General features: G+C 74.2%; 13 protein-coding genes. 4 read left to right on the top strand and 9 right to left on the bottom strand.

Annotation, left to right across the window (positions count from 1 at the left end; translation table 11 throughout):
- Nucleotides 1-217 precede the first annotated feature (217 nt).
- From AC5WAM_RS00510 to AC5WAM_RS00495, 4 genes are all read left to right on the top strand, one after another.
- Complete coding sequence (locus tag AC5WAM_RS00510; RefSeq protein ID WP_495523772.1) at nt 218-1,570, top strand: phosphomannomutase/phosphoglucomutase; 1,353 nt, start codon at nt 218-220, stop codon at nt 1,568-1,570.
- Nucleotides 1,571-1,961: 391 nt separating this feature from the next.
- Nucleotides 1,962-3,158, top strand: a complete 1,197-nt coding sequence (gene wecB / locus AC5WAM_RS00505) for a non-hydrolyzing UDP-N-acetylglucosamine 2-epimerase (RefSeq protein ID WP_366795907.1) — start codon at nt 1,962-1,964, stop codon at nt 3,156-3,158.
- Nucleotides 3,159-3,208: 50 nt separating this feature from the next.
- Nucleotides 3,209-3,946 carry a hypothetical protein gene (locus AC5WAM_RS00500; protein ID WP_495521091.1) on the top strand — a complete coding sequence of 246 codons (738 nt, stop codon included), beginning with the start codon at nt 3,209-3,211 and terminating at the stop codon, nt 3,944-3,946.
- Between the two features lie 60 nt (nt 3,947-4,006).
- Nucleotides 4,007-5,260 (top strand): FG-GAP repeat domain-containing protein, encoded by a 1,254-nt coding sequence (locus AC5WAM_RS00495; protein ID WP_172387720.1) that lies wholly within the window; start codon nt 4,007-4,009, stop codon nt 5,258-5,260.
- 425 nt (nt 5,261-5,685) lie between these two features.
- Here AC5WAM_RS00495 and AC5WAM_RS00490 read toward each other — a convergent pair whose 3' ends face one another.
- From AC5WAM_RS00490 to pabB, 9 genes are all read right to left on the bottom strand, one after another.
- On the bottom strand, nt 5,686-6,663 hold the full coding sequence (locus tag AC5WAM_RS00490; protein WP_495521090.1) for an MsnO8 family LLM class oxidoreductase: 978 nt from the start codon (nt 6,661-6,663) through the stop codon (nt 5,686-5,688).
- Nucleotides 6,663-7,205 carry a hypothetical protein gene (locus tag AC5WAM_RS00485; RefSeq protein WP_366795904.1) on the bottom strand — a complete coding sequence of 181 codons (543 nt, stop codon included), beginning with the start codon at nt 7,203-7,205 and terminating at the stop codon, nt 6,663-6,665. Before AC5WAM_RS00485 ends, AC5WAM_RS00490 begins: the two co-directional genes overlap by 1 nt.
- A 393-nt stretch (nt 7,206-7,598) precedes the next feature.
- A complete protein-coding gene (locus tag AC5WAM_RS00480) occupies nt 7,599-8,144 on the bottom strand; it encodes a MarR family winged helix-turn-helix transcriptional regulator (RefSeq protein WP_495521089.1) in 546 nt (181 codons plus the stop codon).
- A 97-nt stretch (nt 8,145-8,241) separates the two neighbouring features.
- On the bottom strand, nt 8,242-10,239 hold the full coding sequence (locus tag AC5WAM_RS00475; protein ID WP_495521088.1) for an FAD/NAD(P)-binding protein: 1,998 nt from the start codon (nt 10,237-10,239) through the stop codon (nt 8,242-8,244).
- An 85-nt stretch (nt 10,240-10,324) separates the two neighbouring features.
- Nucleotides 10,325-11,134 carry an aminotransferase class IV gene (locus AC5WAM_RS00470; RefSeq protein WP_495521087.1) on the bottom strand — a complete coding sequence of 270 codons (810 nt, stop codon included), beginning with the start codon at nt 11,132-11,134 and terminating at the stop codon, nt 10,325-10,327.
- Between the two features lie 6 nt (nt 11,135-11,140).
- Entirely contained in the window at nt 11,141-12,370 is a 1,230-nt protein-coding gene (locus tag AC5WAM_RS00465) for an FAD-dependent oxidoreductase (protein ID WP_495521086.1), read from the bottom strand.
- A gap of 55 nt (nt 12,371-12,425) precedes the next feature.
- Nucleotides 12,426-14,018 (bottom strand): class I adenylate-forming enzyme family protein, encoded by a 1,593-nt coding sequence (locus AC5WAM_RS00460; protein ID WP_495521085.1) that lies wholly within the window; start codon nt 14,016-14,018, stop codon nt 12,426-12,428.
- 76 nt (nt 14,019-14,094) lie between these two features.
- Entirely contained in the window at nt 14,095-15,567 is a 1,473-nt protein-coding gene (locus tag AC5WAM_RS00455) for an AMP-binding protein (protein WP_495521084.1), read from the bottom strand.
- Nucleotides 15,568-15,656: 89 nt separating this feature from the next.
- Entirely contained in the window at nt 15,657-17,798 is a 2,142-nt protein-coding gene (pabB, locus tag AC5WAM_RS00450; protein WP_495521083.1) for an aminodeoxychorismate synthase component I, read from the bottom strand.
- Nucleotides 17,799-17,814: the final 16 nt, after the last annotated feature.

The raw sequence follows: 17,814 nt of genomic DNA, 5'->3' as shown, positions 1-17,814 counted from the left end.
CCCTCTTGCCCGGCCCTCACGCACAGCACCGCGCGCACGGACCCCGCCTTTCCCGCCCTTCCCGTTCCCCTCTCGTTTCCTGTTTCCCCGTACGTCCCGTTCCCCTCGAACCGGAGGCACCGCCTTGTCCCTCACCTCGGACCACGCCGCGCACCAGTGCGCCGCCACTGCCGCCACCTCCGTCGCCGCCCGCGCCGCCGCGGCCGGCGGCGCCGATCTGTCGGGCCTGGTCAAGGCCTACGACATCCGCGGGATCGTCCCCGAGCAGTGGGACGCCTCCCTGGCCGAGCTCTTCGGCGCCGCCTTCGCCCGGGTGACGGGCGCGGCCGCGATCGTCGTGGGGCACGACATGCGGCCCACCTCGCCCGCCCTGGCCCTGGCCTTCTCCCAGGGCGCGGCCCTGGGCGGCTGCGCGGTCACCCAGATCGGCCTGTGCTCCACCGACCAGCTGTACTACGCCTCCGGCGCCCTGGACCTGCCGGGGGCGATGTTCACCGCCTCGCACAACCCGGCGCAGTACAACGGCATCAAGATGTGCCGCGCGGGCGCCGCCCCGGTGGGCCAGGACACCGGCCTGGCCGACATCCGCGCCCTGGTGGAGCGCTGGCTGGCCGAGGGCGCGCCGCCCTCCCTGACCGCGGCGGGCGCGCTCACCCGCCGCGACACCCTCAAGGACTACGCGGCCCACTTGCGGTCCCTGGTCGACCTGTCCGCGATCCGGCCCCTGAAGGTGGTCGTGGACGCGGGCAACGGCATGGGCGGGCACACCGTGCCCACCGTCTTCGAGGGCCTGCCCCTGACGCTGGTGCCGATGTACTTCGAGCTGGACGGCACCTTCCCCCACCACGAGGCCAACCCGCTGGACCCGGCGAACATCGTCGACCTCCAGCAGCGCGTGCGCGCAGAAGGCGCCGACCTGGGCATCGCCTTCGACGGCGACGCCGACCGCTGCTTCGTCGTCGACGAGAGGGGCGAGCCGGTCTCCCCGTCGGCGATCACCGCCCTGGTCGCCGCCCGCGAACTGGCCCGCAACGGCGGCTCCGGCACCGTCATCCACAACCTGATCACCTCCTGGACCGTCCCCGAAGTCGTACGCGAGAACGGCGGCACGCCGGTGCGCACCCGCGTGGGCCACTCCTTCATCAAGCAGGAAATGGCCGCCACCGGCGCCCTCTTCGGCGGCGAGCACTCCGCGCACTACTACTTCCGCGACTTCTGGAACGCCGACACCGGCATGCTCGCCGCCCTGCACGTCCTGGCCGCCCTCGGCGGCCAGGAAGGACCCCTGTCGGGCCTGGTGGCCGCCTACGACCGCTACGCGGGCTCCGGCGAGCTCAACTCCACCGTCAGCGACAGCCAGGCCCGCCTGGCGGCCCTGCACGCCGCCTACCGGGGCCGTGAGGGCGTGCGCGTGGACGAACTCGACGGGCTCACCGTCAGCGGCGCCGACTGGTGGTTCAACGTGCGCGCCTCCAACACCGAACCCGTGCTGCGCCTGAACGTCGAGGCCCGCGAGCAGGCGGTGATGGCCCGCGTCCGCGACGAGGTGCTGGCCATCGTCCGCGCCTGAACAACCCGCGCGCACAGCCGCGCACCGGGCGCCGCACGGCGCCCCCCCGGCCGGGAAACCCCCGTGCCCGCCTCGCGGGCACGGGGGTTTTCGCATGTCCGCGCCCCCTTTCCCGCACAAGGCGGCACGGGTGTCCAACTCGTGTGCAACCGGCGGGAGAAAGCTCAATTGACGCGGAACTAGCTCACAGGAAAGATATCTAGTGCCAGCAGGGAAACCGGAAGGAATCCCCAAGGCGGGAAACACCGCAAACGCCGCCCGCACGCACAACGGGCCGGCCCCTGAAGAGCCCGGCGCGAAGAGCACCCCGACATCCGGTGCCGCGCCTTCCGTAAAACCCTTCATGAGCCTTTCTCTCCCTCCCCCTTGACACAGAAAAGGAATAAAAGCCATGCGTTCCGTAGCCGTTGTCCTTGGTACCCGCCCCGAAGCCATCAAGTTCGCCCCCGTCATCCGCGCCCTGAAGGACGACCCGCGCTTCGCCCCGACCGTCATCTCCACCGGCCAGCACCGCCAGATGCTGGACGAGACCCTGGAGGCCTTCGGCCTCAAGCCCGACATCGACCTGGAGATCATGGCGCCGCGCCAGACCCTGTCCCAGGTGACCTCCCGCGCCCTGCAGGGCCTGGGCGAGGTCTTCAAGGACCTGCAGACCGAGGCCGTCCTCGTGCACGGCGACACCGCCACCACCCTGGCCGGCGCCCTGTCCGGCTTCCACCACCAGATCCCCGTCATCCACGTCGAGGCCGGCCTGCGCAGCGGCCACCTCAACTCCCCCTTCCCCGAGGAGGGCAACCGCCGCCTGGTCGCCCAGGTCTCCGCCCTGCACCTGGCCCCCACCCCCGGCAACCGCGCCAACCTGCTGCGCGAGGGCATCGCCGACGACACCATCGTCGTCACCGGCAACACCGTCATCGACGCCCTGCGCTGGGCCAGCGACCGCGCCCAGGACTACGGCGCGGACGCCATCGAGGACCTCGACAGCGACAACCGCCGCGTGGTCCTGGCCTCCGCCCACCGCCGCGAGGCCTGGCCGCACCTGCCGCAGATCGCCGAGGCCTTCGCCAACATCGCCGACGAGCCCGACGTGCGCGTGGTCATCCCGCTGCACCGCAACCCCGTCGTGCGCGACGCGCTGCTGCCCCGCATCGGCAACCACCCCAACATCACGGTCGTCGACCCGCTGTCCTACCTGTGCTTCAGCAAGCTGATGCGCCGCGCCGACCTCATCGTCTCCGACAGCAGCGGCGCCCAGGAGGAAGGCCCCGCCCTCGGCAAGCCGACCCTGGTGCTCGGCAGCGTCACCGAACGCTCCGAGGCCGTCGTCGCCGGCACCGCCCGCCTGGTCGGCACCAAGACCTCCGGCATCGTCCAGGCCGCCTGCGAACTCCTGCGCGACCCCGACGCCTACGACCGCATGGCCAACGCCACCAACCCCTACGGCGACGGCCGCGCCACCGAGCGCACCGTCGACGCCATCGCCCACTACTTCGGCGACAGCCCCGCCCCCGACCAGTTCACCCCGGCCATCGCCATCGACGAGCTGTCCGCGGAGCTGGCCCGCACCGCCACCTTCGCCCGCGCCTGAGCACCCGTCCCCACCCGGCAAGGACCGACGACCCGGCAGGAGGCACCGCCATGACCACCACCAGCCGCCAGCAGACCAACACCGCCACCGAGCTCAACTTCTCCGGGCCGCACGTCAAGGCCACCCTCATCACCCACGCCCGCGACTACCCCGTCCACGGCACCGCCCTGGCCGTCAACCCCCAGCCCCGCCAGGTCACCATCGCCGAGCACCCCCGCAAGGGCATCCCGCCCCTGTCCTCCACGATCCTGCGCGACACCCGCATCCAGCAGGCCGACACCCTCATCCTGCTGCGCACCGACCTCGACGCCCCCATCGACGCCATCACCGGCGAACCGGGCTGGCAGCACCTGGCCGACCTGCTCCCCGACGAGGCCGCCTTCCCCCGCACCACCCCCCTGTTCAAAAGCCCCCAGGACGACGCGGGCACCGCCCGCTTCGACCCCGCCCACCTGCTGGGACAGACCCCCGCCCCCGCCCGCGCCCAGGACTTCCAGATCAAGGTCAACCTCTGGTTCGCCCCGGCCGGCACCGACTGCCACATCCACAACCGCCACGACTTCATCGAAGTCCACACCCAAGTCCACGGCCTGGGCCGCATGCAGAAGTTCACCGCCCCCGACCCCACCCGCCTCTACGAAGACCTGCGCATGAGCCCCGGCTACACCACCCCCGACCCCTTCTGCACCATCGAAGCCGACGGCTCCTACCACTACCCCTGGCACCAGTACTACGCCGACACCGACTGCGTCTGGCTCGCCGTCGAATACCACCGCCTCACCCCCTGACCCCCGCCCCCCTCCCTTCCTTTGGCCGCCGCGCCCCACGACACCCCAAGGAGACCCACCATGAGCGCCGACTCCCTGTCCGCCTTCCGCGCCCCGAAGTTCACCGCCGAGCTCGTCGCCGACCAGCTGCGCGACGGATACTGGCTGGAGGCCCCGGACCTCAACAGCGACAACAAGCCCGACCTGTTCGGCTACGGCCTGCGCCTGGGCGAGATCTACTGGTACCAGAACGACGAGAAGTGGACCCGCCGCCTGGTCGCCGACAAGATCAAGATGCCGGTCGGCGCCGACTACGCCGACGTCAACGGCAACGGCCGCCCCGACATCATCCTCTGCTACGACCTCTACGGCCCCATCGGCACCATCCAGGACGCCAACACCGAGGGCGGCAAGATCGACTGGCTGGAGAACCCCGGCAGCCCCGACAAGGACGAGTCCCGCTGGAAGAGGCACTACGTGGGCCGCGCCACCGGCATGCACCGCCTGCGGGCCGGCTACTTCACCCAGACCGAGCGCCTGGAGATCATCGGCCTGCCCATCGTCGCCAAGGAAGACGTCCACGCCGTCCTGCCGGTGGTGATGTTCACCCAGCCCGACGACGTGCAGACGGCCGAGGAGTGGCCGATGACGGTCATCGACGACTGCCACTACCGCATGATCCACGGCGCGGAGAAGAAGCAGGGCCTCATCCCCGGCTCGGACCGCGAGTCCCTCCTGCTGGCCTCCGACGAGGGCGTCACCTGGATGTTCTACGACGAGAACAAGAAGGAGTGGGTCCGCAAGCTCATCGGCACCGGCGAACTGACCCAGTTCGAGCAGACCGGCTTCCGCGGCAGCGGCGACCTGAACGTGGGCCGCATGGGCGAGGACGCCATGGGCTACGTCGCCGCCGTCGAGCCCTTCCACGGCAACACCGTCGCCGTCTACACCAAGGCCACCGACGGCCGGCCCGAGGACGTCGAGTGGAACCGCGTCCTGCTGGACGTCTACGGCGACCCGAACGAGAACGGCGAGGGCCCCGGCCACCAGATCGTCACCGCCGACTTCGACGGCGACGGCGAGGACGAGTTCCTGGTCGCCCTGCGCGGCCCGTGGCCCTGGCAGGGCGTCATGTACTACAAGGCCATCGACCTGAAGAACGGCGTCTGGGCCAAGTGGCGGGTCTCCGACGAGTCCGTGGCCCGCATCGCCACCGCCGACTTCAACGGCGACGGCCGCCTGGACTTCGCCACCATCGCCTACTCGGTGCAGCACTACTACGTGGCCAAGGACGCCAAGCTCATGGTCTACCGCAACGAGATCGACGCCCAGTAACCCCCAACCCCCGGAACCCGACCGCCAGACCCCGACCACCAGCCCCCCGACCCCTTCGACCCCCGACCGCCTGCGACCCCGACCCTGCCCCTTCGACCCCCGGCCCCCGTCCCTTCGACCCCGACCGTCCCCGATCCCCGCCAGCGACCCCCAGCGGCAGAACAACCCAAGAAGAAAGGAGGAGGCAGATGACAGCCCCCGGCGAGAGGAGCACGCGATAGCCGTACGCCGGATTCGACGCATCCACCGCAGGACAGGCCACAACAGCAGACAGGAGGACCCAGACCCCCCAGGGGGCGGCCGTATCCCAACGGCCGCCCCCTCCTTTTGCGCGCACACGGCCCGAAGGCACAGCAGAAGCGGGAGAGCCCGAACCGGGCTCTCCCGCTTCCTCGCGCGCCAGGCGCCGTGCTTGCCGCGCGGCCCTAGACGGGGACGGCGTCGGGCCGCGGGGCCGTCAGCTGGAAGGCCTGGGCGAGCAGGTGGTAGGAGCGCACCCGGTCGGCGGGGTCGGCGGTCAGGGTGTTCACCAGGAGCTCGTCGGTGCCGTGGTCGGCGGCGAGCGCGCTCAGGCGGGCGTGGACCTGCTCGGGGGTGCCCGCCACCAGGGTGCGGCGCAGCACCGCGGCCCGTTCGGTCTCCAGGGAGCTCCACCGGTGGGCGCGCACGCTGGCCGGTGAGGGCAGGGGCAGGTCCTGGCCCAGGTCCTTGCGGCTGCGCCACAGCAGCACGCTCTGGGCCAGTTCCTCGGCCTTGGCCGCGGTGTCCGCGGTCACCGCGCGCACGGCCACCACCCCGCGCCGCTCGGGCTGCCCGGCGCTGGTCAGGGCGGCGCGGTAGGCGTCAAGGACCGGCCCGCCCGGCTTGTGGGTCAGGAAGTAGGCGTAGGCGAAGGAGGCGCCCAGCTGCCCGGCGTGGCGGGCGGAGTTGGTGCCCGCGCCGAGCAGCCACAGCTGCGGGGGCACCGGCGCGCTCTGGTCGGTCTCCGGGCGCCGCCCGTCGATCAGGCCCAGATGCAGGCGCACCTCCTCCACCTGGGCGGGGAAGCGGTCGGCGGGTCCGCCCGCGCGCCCGATCCCGAGGTCGACCCGGCCCGGGTGCAGGGCGGCCAGGACGTTGAAGACCTCGGCGACCTTCGCCGCCCGGTAGCGGGGCAGCAGCACGCCGCCGGTGCCCACGCGCAGGTGGCGGGTGGCGGCCAGGAGCTGTCCGGCCAGGATCTCGGGGGCGGTGCCGGCGAAGCCGGGGGAGTTGTGGTGTTCGGCCACCCAGTAGCGGGTGTAGCCCAGGGTGTCCACGCTCCGGGCGAGGTCGGCGGAGGCGCGCAGGGCCTCGGCGGCCGACTGGTCCTCGCCGATGGGGGACTGGTCCAGTACCGACAGGCGCAGCGGGGCCCGGTCCATCAGGCCTCCTGGTGTGCGGCGCCGGCGGGGGCGCGGTGCGGGTCGGTGATGGCGGGCACGATGCGGAAGTCGCGCTGGAAGACCAGGTTGTGCAGGTCGGCGGTGGCGATCGCGCGCAAGGTGGGCACCTCGGCGGCGGCCTGCGCGTCGCTGAAGACGTTCAGCGGCCACTCCGCGACGGTGGCGCCGCGCAGGTGCGGGTGGTGAAAGCCCCGGCCGTAGTGCGCCACCAGGCTGATCGGGTCGATGCCCTCATCGCGCTGCTGGGGCCAGGTCAGCGCCCAGGTGGCCGCCAGACCGCCGTCGCGGGCCCGCGTGGTGCCGCTCACCCGCACCTGGCCCGCCCCGTTGAGCAGATGGGTGTTGAACTCCGCCAAGACCTGGCGGGCATAGGGGTCCAGCAGCGCGACGGCCTGCTCGAACAGTTCCTCCTTGGCCGCGCGCGAGACGGCTCCGTCGCCGTGGGTACCGTCGCGAAGATCTCCGAAGTGCCGCAGCAGCGCCCCGATATGGGCGTCGGGGCGCGTCACGCTGGTGTTCATCCAGTGCCTCCTAGGCGGTGCGGGGCACGCAGGGCGTGCCAGGGGCGCGGCCCGGCCCCCCTTTGAGGGGGCCACATGGCCGCGCATCACGGGGCTGAACGCCCGGGCCGCTACCGGCCCCTCCCGCCGTGACCCGCCCGCCGCCTACTTGGCCAAGTCCGCTCCCGGGCCCGCCTCTTGGGGCCGGACCGGCGCGTGCGGGGCAGGTGCCGAAGTCGCGCCGCGGCCTTTGCCGCCCGCCGCGGCAGCACGCCACCATGGACAACAGGAAGCCGGGCACCACACCGGTACGCCCCGCCGCTCACGCGCCCGGCTTCCTTCTTCTTCCCCCCTCTTCGCCCTTTCCGCCAGCCGCCCGCCTCCCCTTCCGCGGCGGCCGCAAGAGGGGGGTTCTCAGCGTTTGGAGGCGGGCCGCGGGGCCCGCACGATCCTGCGGGCCCGCCCCGGAGCCGGCGCCCCGGCGCCCGCCCGCGGGCCGCCGCCCTGTTCCAGGGCGGCGGCCACCAGGGAGATCAGCCCGGACAGGGCGTCCACCGCGCCGCCGGGCAGCGGCCGCAGCAGCTCGCCGTAGACGGCGTCCGCGGCCCGGCGCACCGCGTCCACCACCCGGCGTCCCTCCTCGGTCAGCTGCGCCCACGAGCCGCGCCCGTCGTGCAGGTCGGCCTCGCGGACCACATAGCCGGACTCGGCCATCCTGCGGATGATGTTGCTGGTGCCGCCGGAGGACAGGTGGCAGCGCTCGGCGAGTTCGCCGGGCCGCAGCCGGTAGCCGAGCGCCGCGCCGGCTCCGCGCAGGGCGGCCAGGACCTCGAAGTCGGCGCGGGTCAGGCCCCGCTGGGCGGCTTCGGCGTCGGTGACGGCGTCCATGGCGGCCGCCAGGCGGGTGGCCTGGGCGGCCAGGTGTGCCGGGGTGCACGGTGGCGGGGGTGTCTGGGCCATCAGTACCTCTTCCTGTGCCGGCCGCTCGGTGGCGCCAGGCGCGGCACCGAGCGGCAGCGCAGTGTAGACAATCGGGGGCGGGTCCTGGAACGCGGCGCTATTCGCGGCCGGTGGCGGCGGCCATGACCGGCGGGGCGCTGTCGGTGACCGGCCGGGGTGCGCGCCCGGTGAGCGCGGCGCCGTAGCCGGGGGGTGTGCTGTGCGCGGGCAGCGCCAGCAGGCTGCGGGCGATGGCGTCGGCGTCGCCCAGGATGACGGAGTCCACCCCCGGGCGGATGCCCGCCGCGGTCGCCCAGTGCACCGCCTCGGTGGGCACGCCGTAGGCGAAGCGGCGCGGGTGGGCGCGCCCGGCGCTGTCGATGAGGTGGTAGGGGCGGGCGGTGACGGCCAGGCCGCCGGTCTCGTAGTCGCCGTGCGGGCCGGTCAGGGTGTGCAGGCGGGCCTGCCCGCTCACCAGCAGGTGGCGCAGCAGCGGGTCGGCGGTGCGGTGCAGGTCGCCGTCGGGCAGCCGGGCCTCGATGAGGGTGCGCGCGGTCACCGGCGGGCCGGGCACGGCCGCGGAGGTGGCCGCGAACACCGGCCCGTCGGGGCCCTGGGCCGGGCGGATGTCCACCTCGGGGCCGATCACGTCCAGGACGCCGGCCTCGATCAGCGCGGCCATCTCCTCGATGCGCGAGGCGGGCGGGCCGATGGACAGGTAGGCGTTGAGCGGGGTGTACCAGCGCTCGAGGTCCTCGCGGTGGGAGTCGGCGCTCAGCCCGCCGTGGTCGACGACCTGGCGGATCTCGTTGCGTAAGTCGCGCAGGACGTCCAGGGCGGCCTTGACCGGCCCGCTGAGGTTGCCCTGGCGGGCCTGGTCGAGGTCGCGCCGCAGATGGGCCAGGAGCCAGGCGGTGAAGTCGCCGGGGCCGGTGAAGGAGGTCTCCTTGTAGGGCTTGGCGATCAGCTCCCAGTCCCAGCGCAGGCCGGCGGCCACGTGGTGGGCGTCCAGCAGGGAGGCGCGGGCCTGGGGGGAGGGGGCGGCCAGATAGCGCTCGGCCAGCTCCCGGCCCGCGCGCGGGCGGCCTTCGGCGGCCAGCAGGGTGCGGTAGTAGACGGCCTCCACCTCGGTGGCGATCAGCGGCCACAGCTGGGCGGCGAAGTCCAGGGGCTGTTGCCGGCGCAGGCGGGCGATGCGCTCGGCGGTCAGCAGGCGCGGGGTGTGGCGGCCGAAGGCGCCCTTCTCGTTCTCGCCGCGCGCGTGGTAGGGCACGCCGCGCCGGGAGCCGGCCACCAGGTGCGGTTCGCGGCCCGAGGGCCGGTAGGCCAGGCGGCCCTGGCGGCGGTGGAAGGTGCCGCCGCGGCCGAGGGTGAACAGGGCCATGTGGTCGAAGAAGTTCAGGCCAAGGCCGCGCAGCAGGACCGTCTCGCCCGGGGCGATGGCGGACAGGTCCAGGTCGGCGGGGTTGGCGGGGGCGAGGTAGCGCAGCTGGTGGCGGGCGGCGTAGGCGGCCAGGCTGCTCTCGGCGGCCGTCGGGCGCACCGGGGTGTGGCCCTGGGCGAGGACCACCGCGTCCAGGCCGGTCAGGACGGTGCCGTCGGCCAGGTGCAGGGTCTGCGGGCCGTGCGGGTGCGGCCCGCTGTCCTCCAGGGCGGTGGCGCGGGTGGCGTGGGTGCGCACGCTGGTGTGGGCGGGGGCGCGGGAGACGATGTGGGCGAACGCCCAGCGCAGGTAGTGGCCGTAGAAGGCGCGGGTGGGGTAGGCGTCGGGGCGCAGGGTGCGGGCCTGCTCCAGCACCCAGGCGGGGTGGACGGTGCGCGAGCGCGGCAGGGAGCGCGCCCACTGGTACAGGCTCGGGCCGTGCACCAGCGGCCCCTTCATGCGCACCGAGGCGTCGGTGAAGACGGTCACCTGGGAGGCGACGGTGTTCATCAGCAGGTGGGCGGGCTGGTCGGTGCGCCACACGGCGCCCGCGCCGGGCGGGAAGGGGTCGATGACGTGCACGGTCAGCGGGCGGGTGACCAGGGTGCGGGCGCCGGCGAGGGTCCGCTCCAGGACGGACAGGCCTCGGGGGCCGGCGCCGACGATGGCCAGGGTCAGGGGGCGGCTGTTCATGGCAGGGGGCTCTCCTTGGGCGGGCGGAAAGGGCGGGCACGGGGGCGGCACCGGGGGGCGGAAGGGGCAGGGGGCTGGGGGTGGTTCAGGGGCGGGCGGCCGGCTGCGGGGCGGGCAGGGGGCGGGCGGCGTCCTGCCAGGCCTGCTGCCAGGCGGCGGCGCGGAGGGCGGGCCCGGCCCGGTAGGGGGTGTGGGGCCAGGCGGTCACGGGCCGGATCCCGTGCAGGGCGTTGACCAGCCACACCTCGTGTCCGCTCAGGTCGGCCGGGCGGGCCGGGCGCGGGGCCAGGGGCACGCCGAGGCGGGTGGCGCGGGCGGTGATCCAGGCGGCGGTGATGCCGGGCAGGACGGGCAGGCGCGGTGCGGGCAGGCACAGTTGCTCGCCGTCCCACCACAGCAGGGTGGCGGAGGTGGCTTCGCTGGCCCAGCCGCCGGGGGCGGTCAGCAGGTAGTCGTCGGCGCCCCGCTCGCGGGCGTGGGCGCGCAGGGCGGCCAGGGCGTCCAGGTCGGGGCCCTTGCGGCGCGGGCAGGTGCGCGGGTCGGGCCCGTACCAGGGGCTCAGGCGCACCCGGGGGGTGCGGGCGGGGGCGGGCCGCAGGCGCAGGCCCAGCACCGGCCGGTGGCCGCCGAGCAGTTCGATGCGCGGGAACCAGGCGCCGGTGCGCGGCAGCCGGTCCGCCGCCTGGTCCAGGAAGCCCGCCACGTCCAGGCCGGGGCCGGCGCCCGCGGCCCGGCAGGCGGCCCGGAAGCGGGCCCGGTGCCCGGCCAGGAACCGTACCCGGCCCTCTTGGACGAGGAAGGAGTCGGCGGCCAGGAGCGGGGCGCGGGGCGCGTCGGCCGGAGCCAGGTGGGAGCCGGGCCGCCAGGCGAACCAGGCCGTGGGCTGGTGGGGCACGGCGCTTCAGTACCTTCCGTGCACGGCGGTGGCCGGTGCGGTGCGCGGCCCGTAGGGGGCGCGCTCCAGCCACTCGCCCCAGGCGGGCACCAGCGGGGCCATGCGGGCGGAGAACTGCTGCAGCAGCCGGGTCCTGCGGTGGCGCGGGCGCAGGTGGGCCAGGGCGGTGCCGGCCGCGCGGGAGTTGAACAGGGCCGCCTCGCGGCGGGCGTGGGCGAACGCGCCGACGGCGGCGGTGTGTTCGCCGCCGGCCAGGGCCTGGGCGACGGCCTCGGCGGCGGCCACCGAGTCGGCGATGCCGCTGTTCATGCCGCGGGCCCCGAACGGCGGGAACAGGTGCGAGGCCTCGCCCACCAGCATCACCCGGTGGGTGGGGTCGGTGAAGGAGTCGGCGACGACCTGCAGGAAGTGGTAGCGCGAGACCCACAGCAGCCGTTCGGCGTAGGCGGGGGGCACCACGCGGGCCACCCAGGCGCGGGCGGCCTCCTCGGTGGCCCACTGCTCGGGGTCGTCGCCGTCCTTGCACTGCAGGTCGAGCTGGAAGCCGCCGGCGAAGGGCACCCGCATCACGCTGCGCCCGTCCAGGGCGGGGTGTTCGTAGGTGAACACGCGTTCCAGGGGCAGGGGGTCGGTGGGGTCCTCGGCGACGTCGACCACGACGTGGAAGGCCTTGGAGCGGGTGCCGCTCATGGGGATGCCCAGGGCGTGGCGCACGGCGGAGCGGGCGCCGTCGGCGGCGATGACGAACCGGGCGTGGTGGACGGTGCCGTCGGCGGTGAACACCCGTACGCCCTCGGGGCCGGGTTCGGTGCCGGTGACGGGGGAGTCCCACAGGAAGCGGACGCCGGCGGCGTGGCAGGCGCGCAGCAGGTGCTTTTCGGTCTCGACCTGGCGCAGGCTGGTGAAGGGCGGCAGGCCGCCGGCGGCGGGCCGGGCGGGGTAGGTGCGGGTGAAGACGTCGCGGTCGCGGTAGACGGTGCGGCGGGTGGGCCAGATGACGCCGTGGTCGATGAGGGTCTGGTCCAGGCCGGGGCTGATGGTGCCGAGCAGGGCCAGGGTGTCGCGGTGGACGAACAGGGCGCGGCTGCCGGGCCGCCGGCGGTCGGCGGGGTCGGCTTCGACGACGGTGACGGGGATGTGGTGGTGGCGCAGGGCCAGGGCCGCGGCGAGTCCGACCGGGCCCGCGCCGACCACCAGGACGGGGTGGGGTGCGGGCTGGGACGAGGGGGGTGCCATGGTGGGTCCTTCCACGAAACGGGGCGGGCAGGGGCGGGGGTGAAGGGGCGGGGTCTCAGGTGGCGTTGGCGGGGGCGGCGGGGCTCTGGCCGTTGTGGAGCATGCGGGTGATCTCCACGCGGCGGACCTTCCAGGTGGAGGTGCGCGGCACGTCGGCGAAGGGCCAGTGCAGGGGGGCGGCCATGGCGGGCAGGCCGGCGGTGGCGGTGCGCCAGCGCTCCTGGTCCAGGGGGGCGTCGCGGCGGGTGCAGACCACGGGCACGGGGGTGTGGTCGGTGCCGGGCACGATGATGACTTCCAGGAGTTCGTCCAGGCGGGACATCAGGACGTCTTCGAGTTCGAGGTTGCTGTCGATGGTGTCGATCTGGTCGATCTCGCGGTCGATGAGGCGGAGTTTGCCGCCGCGGTGCAGGGAGCCCATGTCGCCCAGGCGCCACCAGCCGTCGTGGCGCTGCTTTTCATAGCGTTCGTCCTCGCCGAGGTAGGTCATGATCGTGCCGCGGCCGCGCAGTTCGAGGTGGCCGGCCTGGCCGCGCGGGACGCGGCGGCCGTTGTCGTCGACGGCCCGCAGCCGGATGAAGCCGGGCAGGACGAAGCCGACGTCGCGGCCGTCGTTCCTGGCGGCGCTCTTGCGGGTGTACCAGGCACCGGAGATGGGGCCGGTCTCGCTCTGTCCGTAGAGCTGGACGAGCAGGGGGCGCCGGCGGCGGGAGGCGGCGAGCAGGCGCTGGATGGTGCGCGGGTGGATGGCGTCGAAGGTGCTGCTGTAGTAGCGGACGCTGGAGAGCGGGGCGCCGGGGGCGTCGGCGAGGTCTTCCCACTGGATGAAGTTGTTGGGGTGGGTCTCGACCAGGCCGGGGCGGGTGCGGGTGAAGATGGGGCCGACGGTGTCGGGGTCGGGGTCGGTGAGGATGACCAGGGGGTTGCCGTAGTTCAGGAACACGCCCAGGGAGTGGTAGAAGCGGGAGTGGACGTAGCTCATGGCCAGGGCGACGGTCTCCTTCTTGCGGATGGGCCAGGCGATGAGCTGCTGGGGCAGCAGCCGGTGGAAGAGGGCGCGGGCGTTGTGGACCATGAGCTTGTTGACGCCGGTGGTGCCGGAGCTGTGGGTGATCAGGGCGGTCTGGCGGCGGTGCAGGCGCACCGGTTCGCGGCGGGGGGCGTCGGTGATGTCGGCGAGCAGGCGAAGGCCGGCGTGGGCGGTGGTGCCGGCCAGGACGGTGTCGCGTACCAGCGTGGTGAGGTCGGTGTCCTGCAGGGGGCCGGAGAGTTTGGCGGCGTCGCTGATGAGCCACGGCTGGGCCAGGCGCTCAAGGAGCTGGGCGACGACGTCGGGGCTCAGGGCGGCGGACAGTACGACGGGCACGGCGCCGATGCGGGCGGTGGCGGCGGCCAGCAGGGCGATGTCGAAGTTGTCGTCCTTGTGGATGGCGACGCGTTCGGTGGGGCGGATGCCCACGTGCCACAGCCGGGCGGCCAGGTCGTCGACGAGGTCGGCGACGCTGCGGTAGGTCAGGTCGGTGCCGGCGTCGGGGAAGGTGGCCAGGGGCTGGTCGAGGGTGACGGGCACGTCGCCGTGCTTGTCGGCGGCCTTCTCCCACAGCAGGCCGAGGTAGAAGGCCTTTTCGGGCAGGGTGAGCCTGGGCATGAGGGGTGTCCTTTCGGGGCGGCCGGGGGCGGCCGGCACAGGGCGCGGGGCGGGGTGCGGGGGCTGGGCGGGGTGGTCAGCGGGCGGGGGCGGTGCGGATCAGGAAGCGCTGGAGCTTGCCGGTGGCGGTGCGGGGCAGGGAGTCGACGAACTGCACGCTGCGCGGCACTTTGAAGGGGGCCAGGCGGGCGCGGGCCAGGGCGGTCAGTTCGGCTTCCAGGCCGCTGGTGTGCTCCAGGTGGCGGGGGACGACGAAGGCGCGCAGTTTGGTGGCGCCTTCGGTGTTGGGCAGGGAGGCGACGGCGACGTCGCGGACGGCGGGGTGGGCGGCCAGGACTTCTTCGACTTCGGTGGGGGAGATGGTGATGCCGCCGACCATTTCCAGGTCGTCGGCGCGGCCGCGGTGGGTGTAGGTGCCGTCGGGGTTGCGCACGGCGCGGTCGCGGGTGGCCAGCCAGCCGTCGATGAGGGTGCGGGCGGTTTCCTCGGGCCGGTTCAGGTAGCGGGGCATGACGGTGGGGCCGCGGACCCACAGTTCGCCCTCGGTGCCGTCGGCCACGGGTTTCAGGTCGCGGTCGCGCAGCTGGAGTTCGAAGCCGGGGGCGGGGGTGCCGACGGTGCCGGGGGTGTGGCGGGTGAGGCTGTTGGAGGCGAAGGCGTGGCCGGCTTCGGTGGAGCCGAGCTGGTCCAGGACGGGGGCGTTCAGGTGGGCGGTGACGCGGGCGGCCAGGGCGGGGCTGAGGCGTTCGCCGGCGGAGACGGCGGCGCGCAGGGCGCGGAAGGCGGCCGGGTCGCTGTGGGCGGTCAGGGCGGCGTAGGCGGAGGGGACCGCGTGCAGGTGGGTGACGCGGTGGCGGGCGGCCAGGCCGGCGATGGCCGCGGGGCGGGGCGGGTCGGGCAGCAGGACGGCGGAGCCGCCGGAGTACAGGGGGAAGGCCAGGGAGTTGCCCAGGCCGTAGGCGAAGAACAGTTTGGACACCGACAGGTTGACGTCGCTCTCGCCGATGTCCAGGAGCTGGGCGCCGGCGCCGGTGTAGTAGTGGGCGGGGTCGCGGTGGCGGTGGATGACGCCTTTGGGGGCGCCGGTGGTGCCGGAGGTGTACTGGATGTAGAGGGTGTGGGCGGGGTCGCTCTCGGCGGGCGGGGCGGGCGGCTGGGCGGCGGCGCGGTCCAGGAGCTCGGTGCCGGTGAGGTGGGCCAGGGCGGGGAAGCGGGGGGCCAGGGCGGTGGGGGCCAGGGCCAGGCGGGGGCGGGCGTCGCGCACGATGTGGGCGTGGTCGCCGGCGGCCAGGTGGGGGTTGGCCAGGACGGCGACGGCGCCCAGGCGGGCGGTGGCCAGGAACGCGGTGACCCAGGCGATGCCGTCGGGCAGGGCGAGCAGGACGCGGGTGCCGGGGCGGGCGCCGGCGTCGGCCAGGACGGTGGCGGCTTGGGCGGCGAGCTGGTGGAGGCGGCCGTGGGTGAGGGTGAGGTCGTTCTCGTGGTAGGCGGGCCGGTCGAGCCATCGGTTGCGGGCGGCCCGGCGGGCGAGGTCTGCGGCCATGTTCATGGCGGGAGGGGTCCTGTTCTGCGCAAAGGGGGGGTGGGGGCCAGGGCGCGCGGCGCGGGGCCGTGGCCCCCCGCGGGGGCGTGGCGGGCTCAGACCGTGGCGGGCACCTCCGCGGCCTGGGTGGCGGTGGCGGGGTGCAGGGCGCGCAGCGGGGCGGCGGCCTTCAGGAGCATTTCCTGGTACTCGTCGTCGGCGTCGGAGTCCAGGACGATGGCGCCGCCGGCGCCGATGCGCCACTGGTCGCCGATGCGCACGGCGGTGCGGATGACGATGTTCAGGTCGGCGGTGCCGTTGGTGGACAGCCAGCCGATGGAGCCGGAGTACACGCCGCGGGCCTCGGTCTCCAGGGACTCGATGATCTCCATGGTGCGGCGCTTGGGGGCGCCGGTCATGGAGCCGCCGGGGAAGCAGGCGCGTACCGCGTCGATGGCGTCGCTGTCCTCGCGCAGGGTGCCGCGGATGGTGGAGACGAGCTGGTGGACGGTGCGGTAGCTCTCGGTGGCCATCAGGCGGGGCACGTGCACGCTGCCGACCTTGCTGACCCGGCCGAGGTCGTTGCGGAGCAGGTCGACGATCATGAGGTTCTCGGCGCGGGTCTTGGCGCTGTCGGTCAGGGAGTCGCGCAGCCGCCGGTCCTCGCGGGGGTCGTCGCTGCGCGGGACGGTGCCCTTGATGGGTTTGGTCTCGATGGTGCCGGCGCGGTCGATGGTCAAGAAGCGCTCGGGGGAGGAGCCGGCGATCTCGACGTCCTCGCCCAGGCGCAGATAGGAGGCGTAGGGGGCGGGGTTGACGTGGCGCAGGGTGCGGTAGAAGTCCAGGCCGCCGGCGCCGGCGGGGGCCCAGGCGGCGTTGGTGAGGCAGACCTCGTAGCTCTCGCCGGCGCGCAGCTGCTGGTGGATGTCGGCGATGCGGGCGGCGTAGGCGTCGGCGTCGTGGACGAGCCAGGGCTCGACGGGGGCGGTGCTGGGCTCGGCGGTGGTGGCCGTGCGCGGGGGCAGGGCCAGCAGGGCGGCGGCGGTCGACTCCAGCCAGCGCACGGCGTCCTCGGCGCCGCCGGGCCCGCCCTGCTGCCCGGTGCGGCTGAGGGCGGCCAGATAGGTGGTGCCGTCGTGGTGGTCGACGGCGATGAAGCGGTCGGCGAAGAGCCAGACGGCGTCGGGGGTGGGGGCGCGGTGCTTGTTGGTGGCGCCCAGGTCGCCCTTGAGCTCGTAGCCGAAGTAGCCGACGTAGCCGCCGGTGAAGTCGAAGGGCAGGTGGGGGGCGCTGGTCTGACGGCGGCGCAGTTCGCTTTGCAGGTAGTCGAAGACGGTGCCGGGCACCTGCTCGGTGGCCCCGCCGGTGCGGGTGACCTCGACGTGGCCCTGGCCGGTGCGGTAGCGCACGGTCTCCGCCAGCGGCCCGGCGGCGTCGCCGAAGAAGGAGAACCGGGCCCGCCCGGCTTCGGCCAGGGCGCTGTCGAGCCAGAACACCGGGGCCTCGGCGGCGCCGTACAGGTGGGTGAAGGCGGTCTCGGTGTCGATCTCCTTTTCCAGGATGCGCAGGTGCAGCTGGTAGGGCGCCGGGGCGGGGGCGCCGCCCTGGGGAGCGGGGGCGGGGGCGGCCGCGGGGCGCGGCGCGGCGGGGCGGGGGGCGGTCTCGGGGTGGCGGGCCTGGTGGGCCAGGGTCAGCTCGCGGAAGTTGGCGAGCATCTGGTGGCCGTACTGGGTGGAGACCGACTCCGGGTGGAACTGCACGCCCCACAGCGGCCGTTCGCGGTGCCGCACGGCCATGATCACGCCGTCCTCGGCCCAGGCGGTGGCCTCCAGGGCCGCGGGCAGGGGCTCGGCGATGGCCAGGGAGTGGTAGCGCACGGCCGTGAAGTCCTGCGGCAGGTCGGCGAAGACCTCCTGCGCGGTGTGGGTGATGCGGCTGAGGTAGCCGTGGCGGGCCTGGGGGGCGCGGGCGATGACCGCGCCCGCGGCGGCGGCGATGCCCTGGTGGCCCAGGCACACGCCGAGCACGGGGATGGCCGCGCGTTCGATGATGCGGGCGCTGGCGCCGAAGTCCTCGGCGCGGCCGGGGTGGCCGGGTCCGGGGGAGATCACGACGTTGTCGTAGGCGCTGAGGTCGAGGTCGGCGGCGCCGGGGGCGTCGTTGGTGACCACGTCGGGTTCCTCGCCGTTGACCTCGGCGATGAGCTGGAAGAGGTTGTAGGTGTACGAGTCGTAGTTGTCGATCAGGAGGGTCTTCATCACGGCTCCGTCGGGC

Source organism: Streptomyces sp. JLYT201, assembly GCF_059448825.1.
The sequence above is the reverse complement of the archived record's forward strand: the minus strand, read 5'-3'. Positions and strand labels throughout refer to the sequence as shown.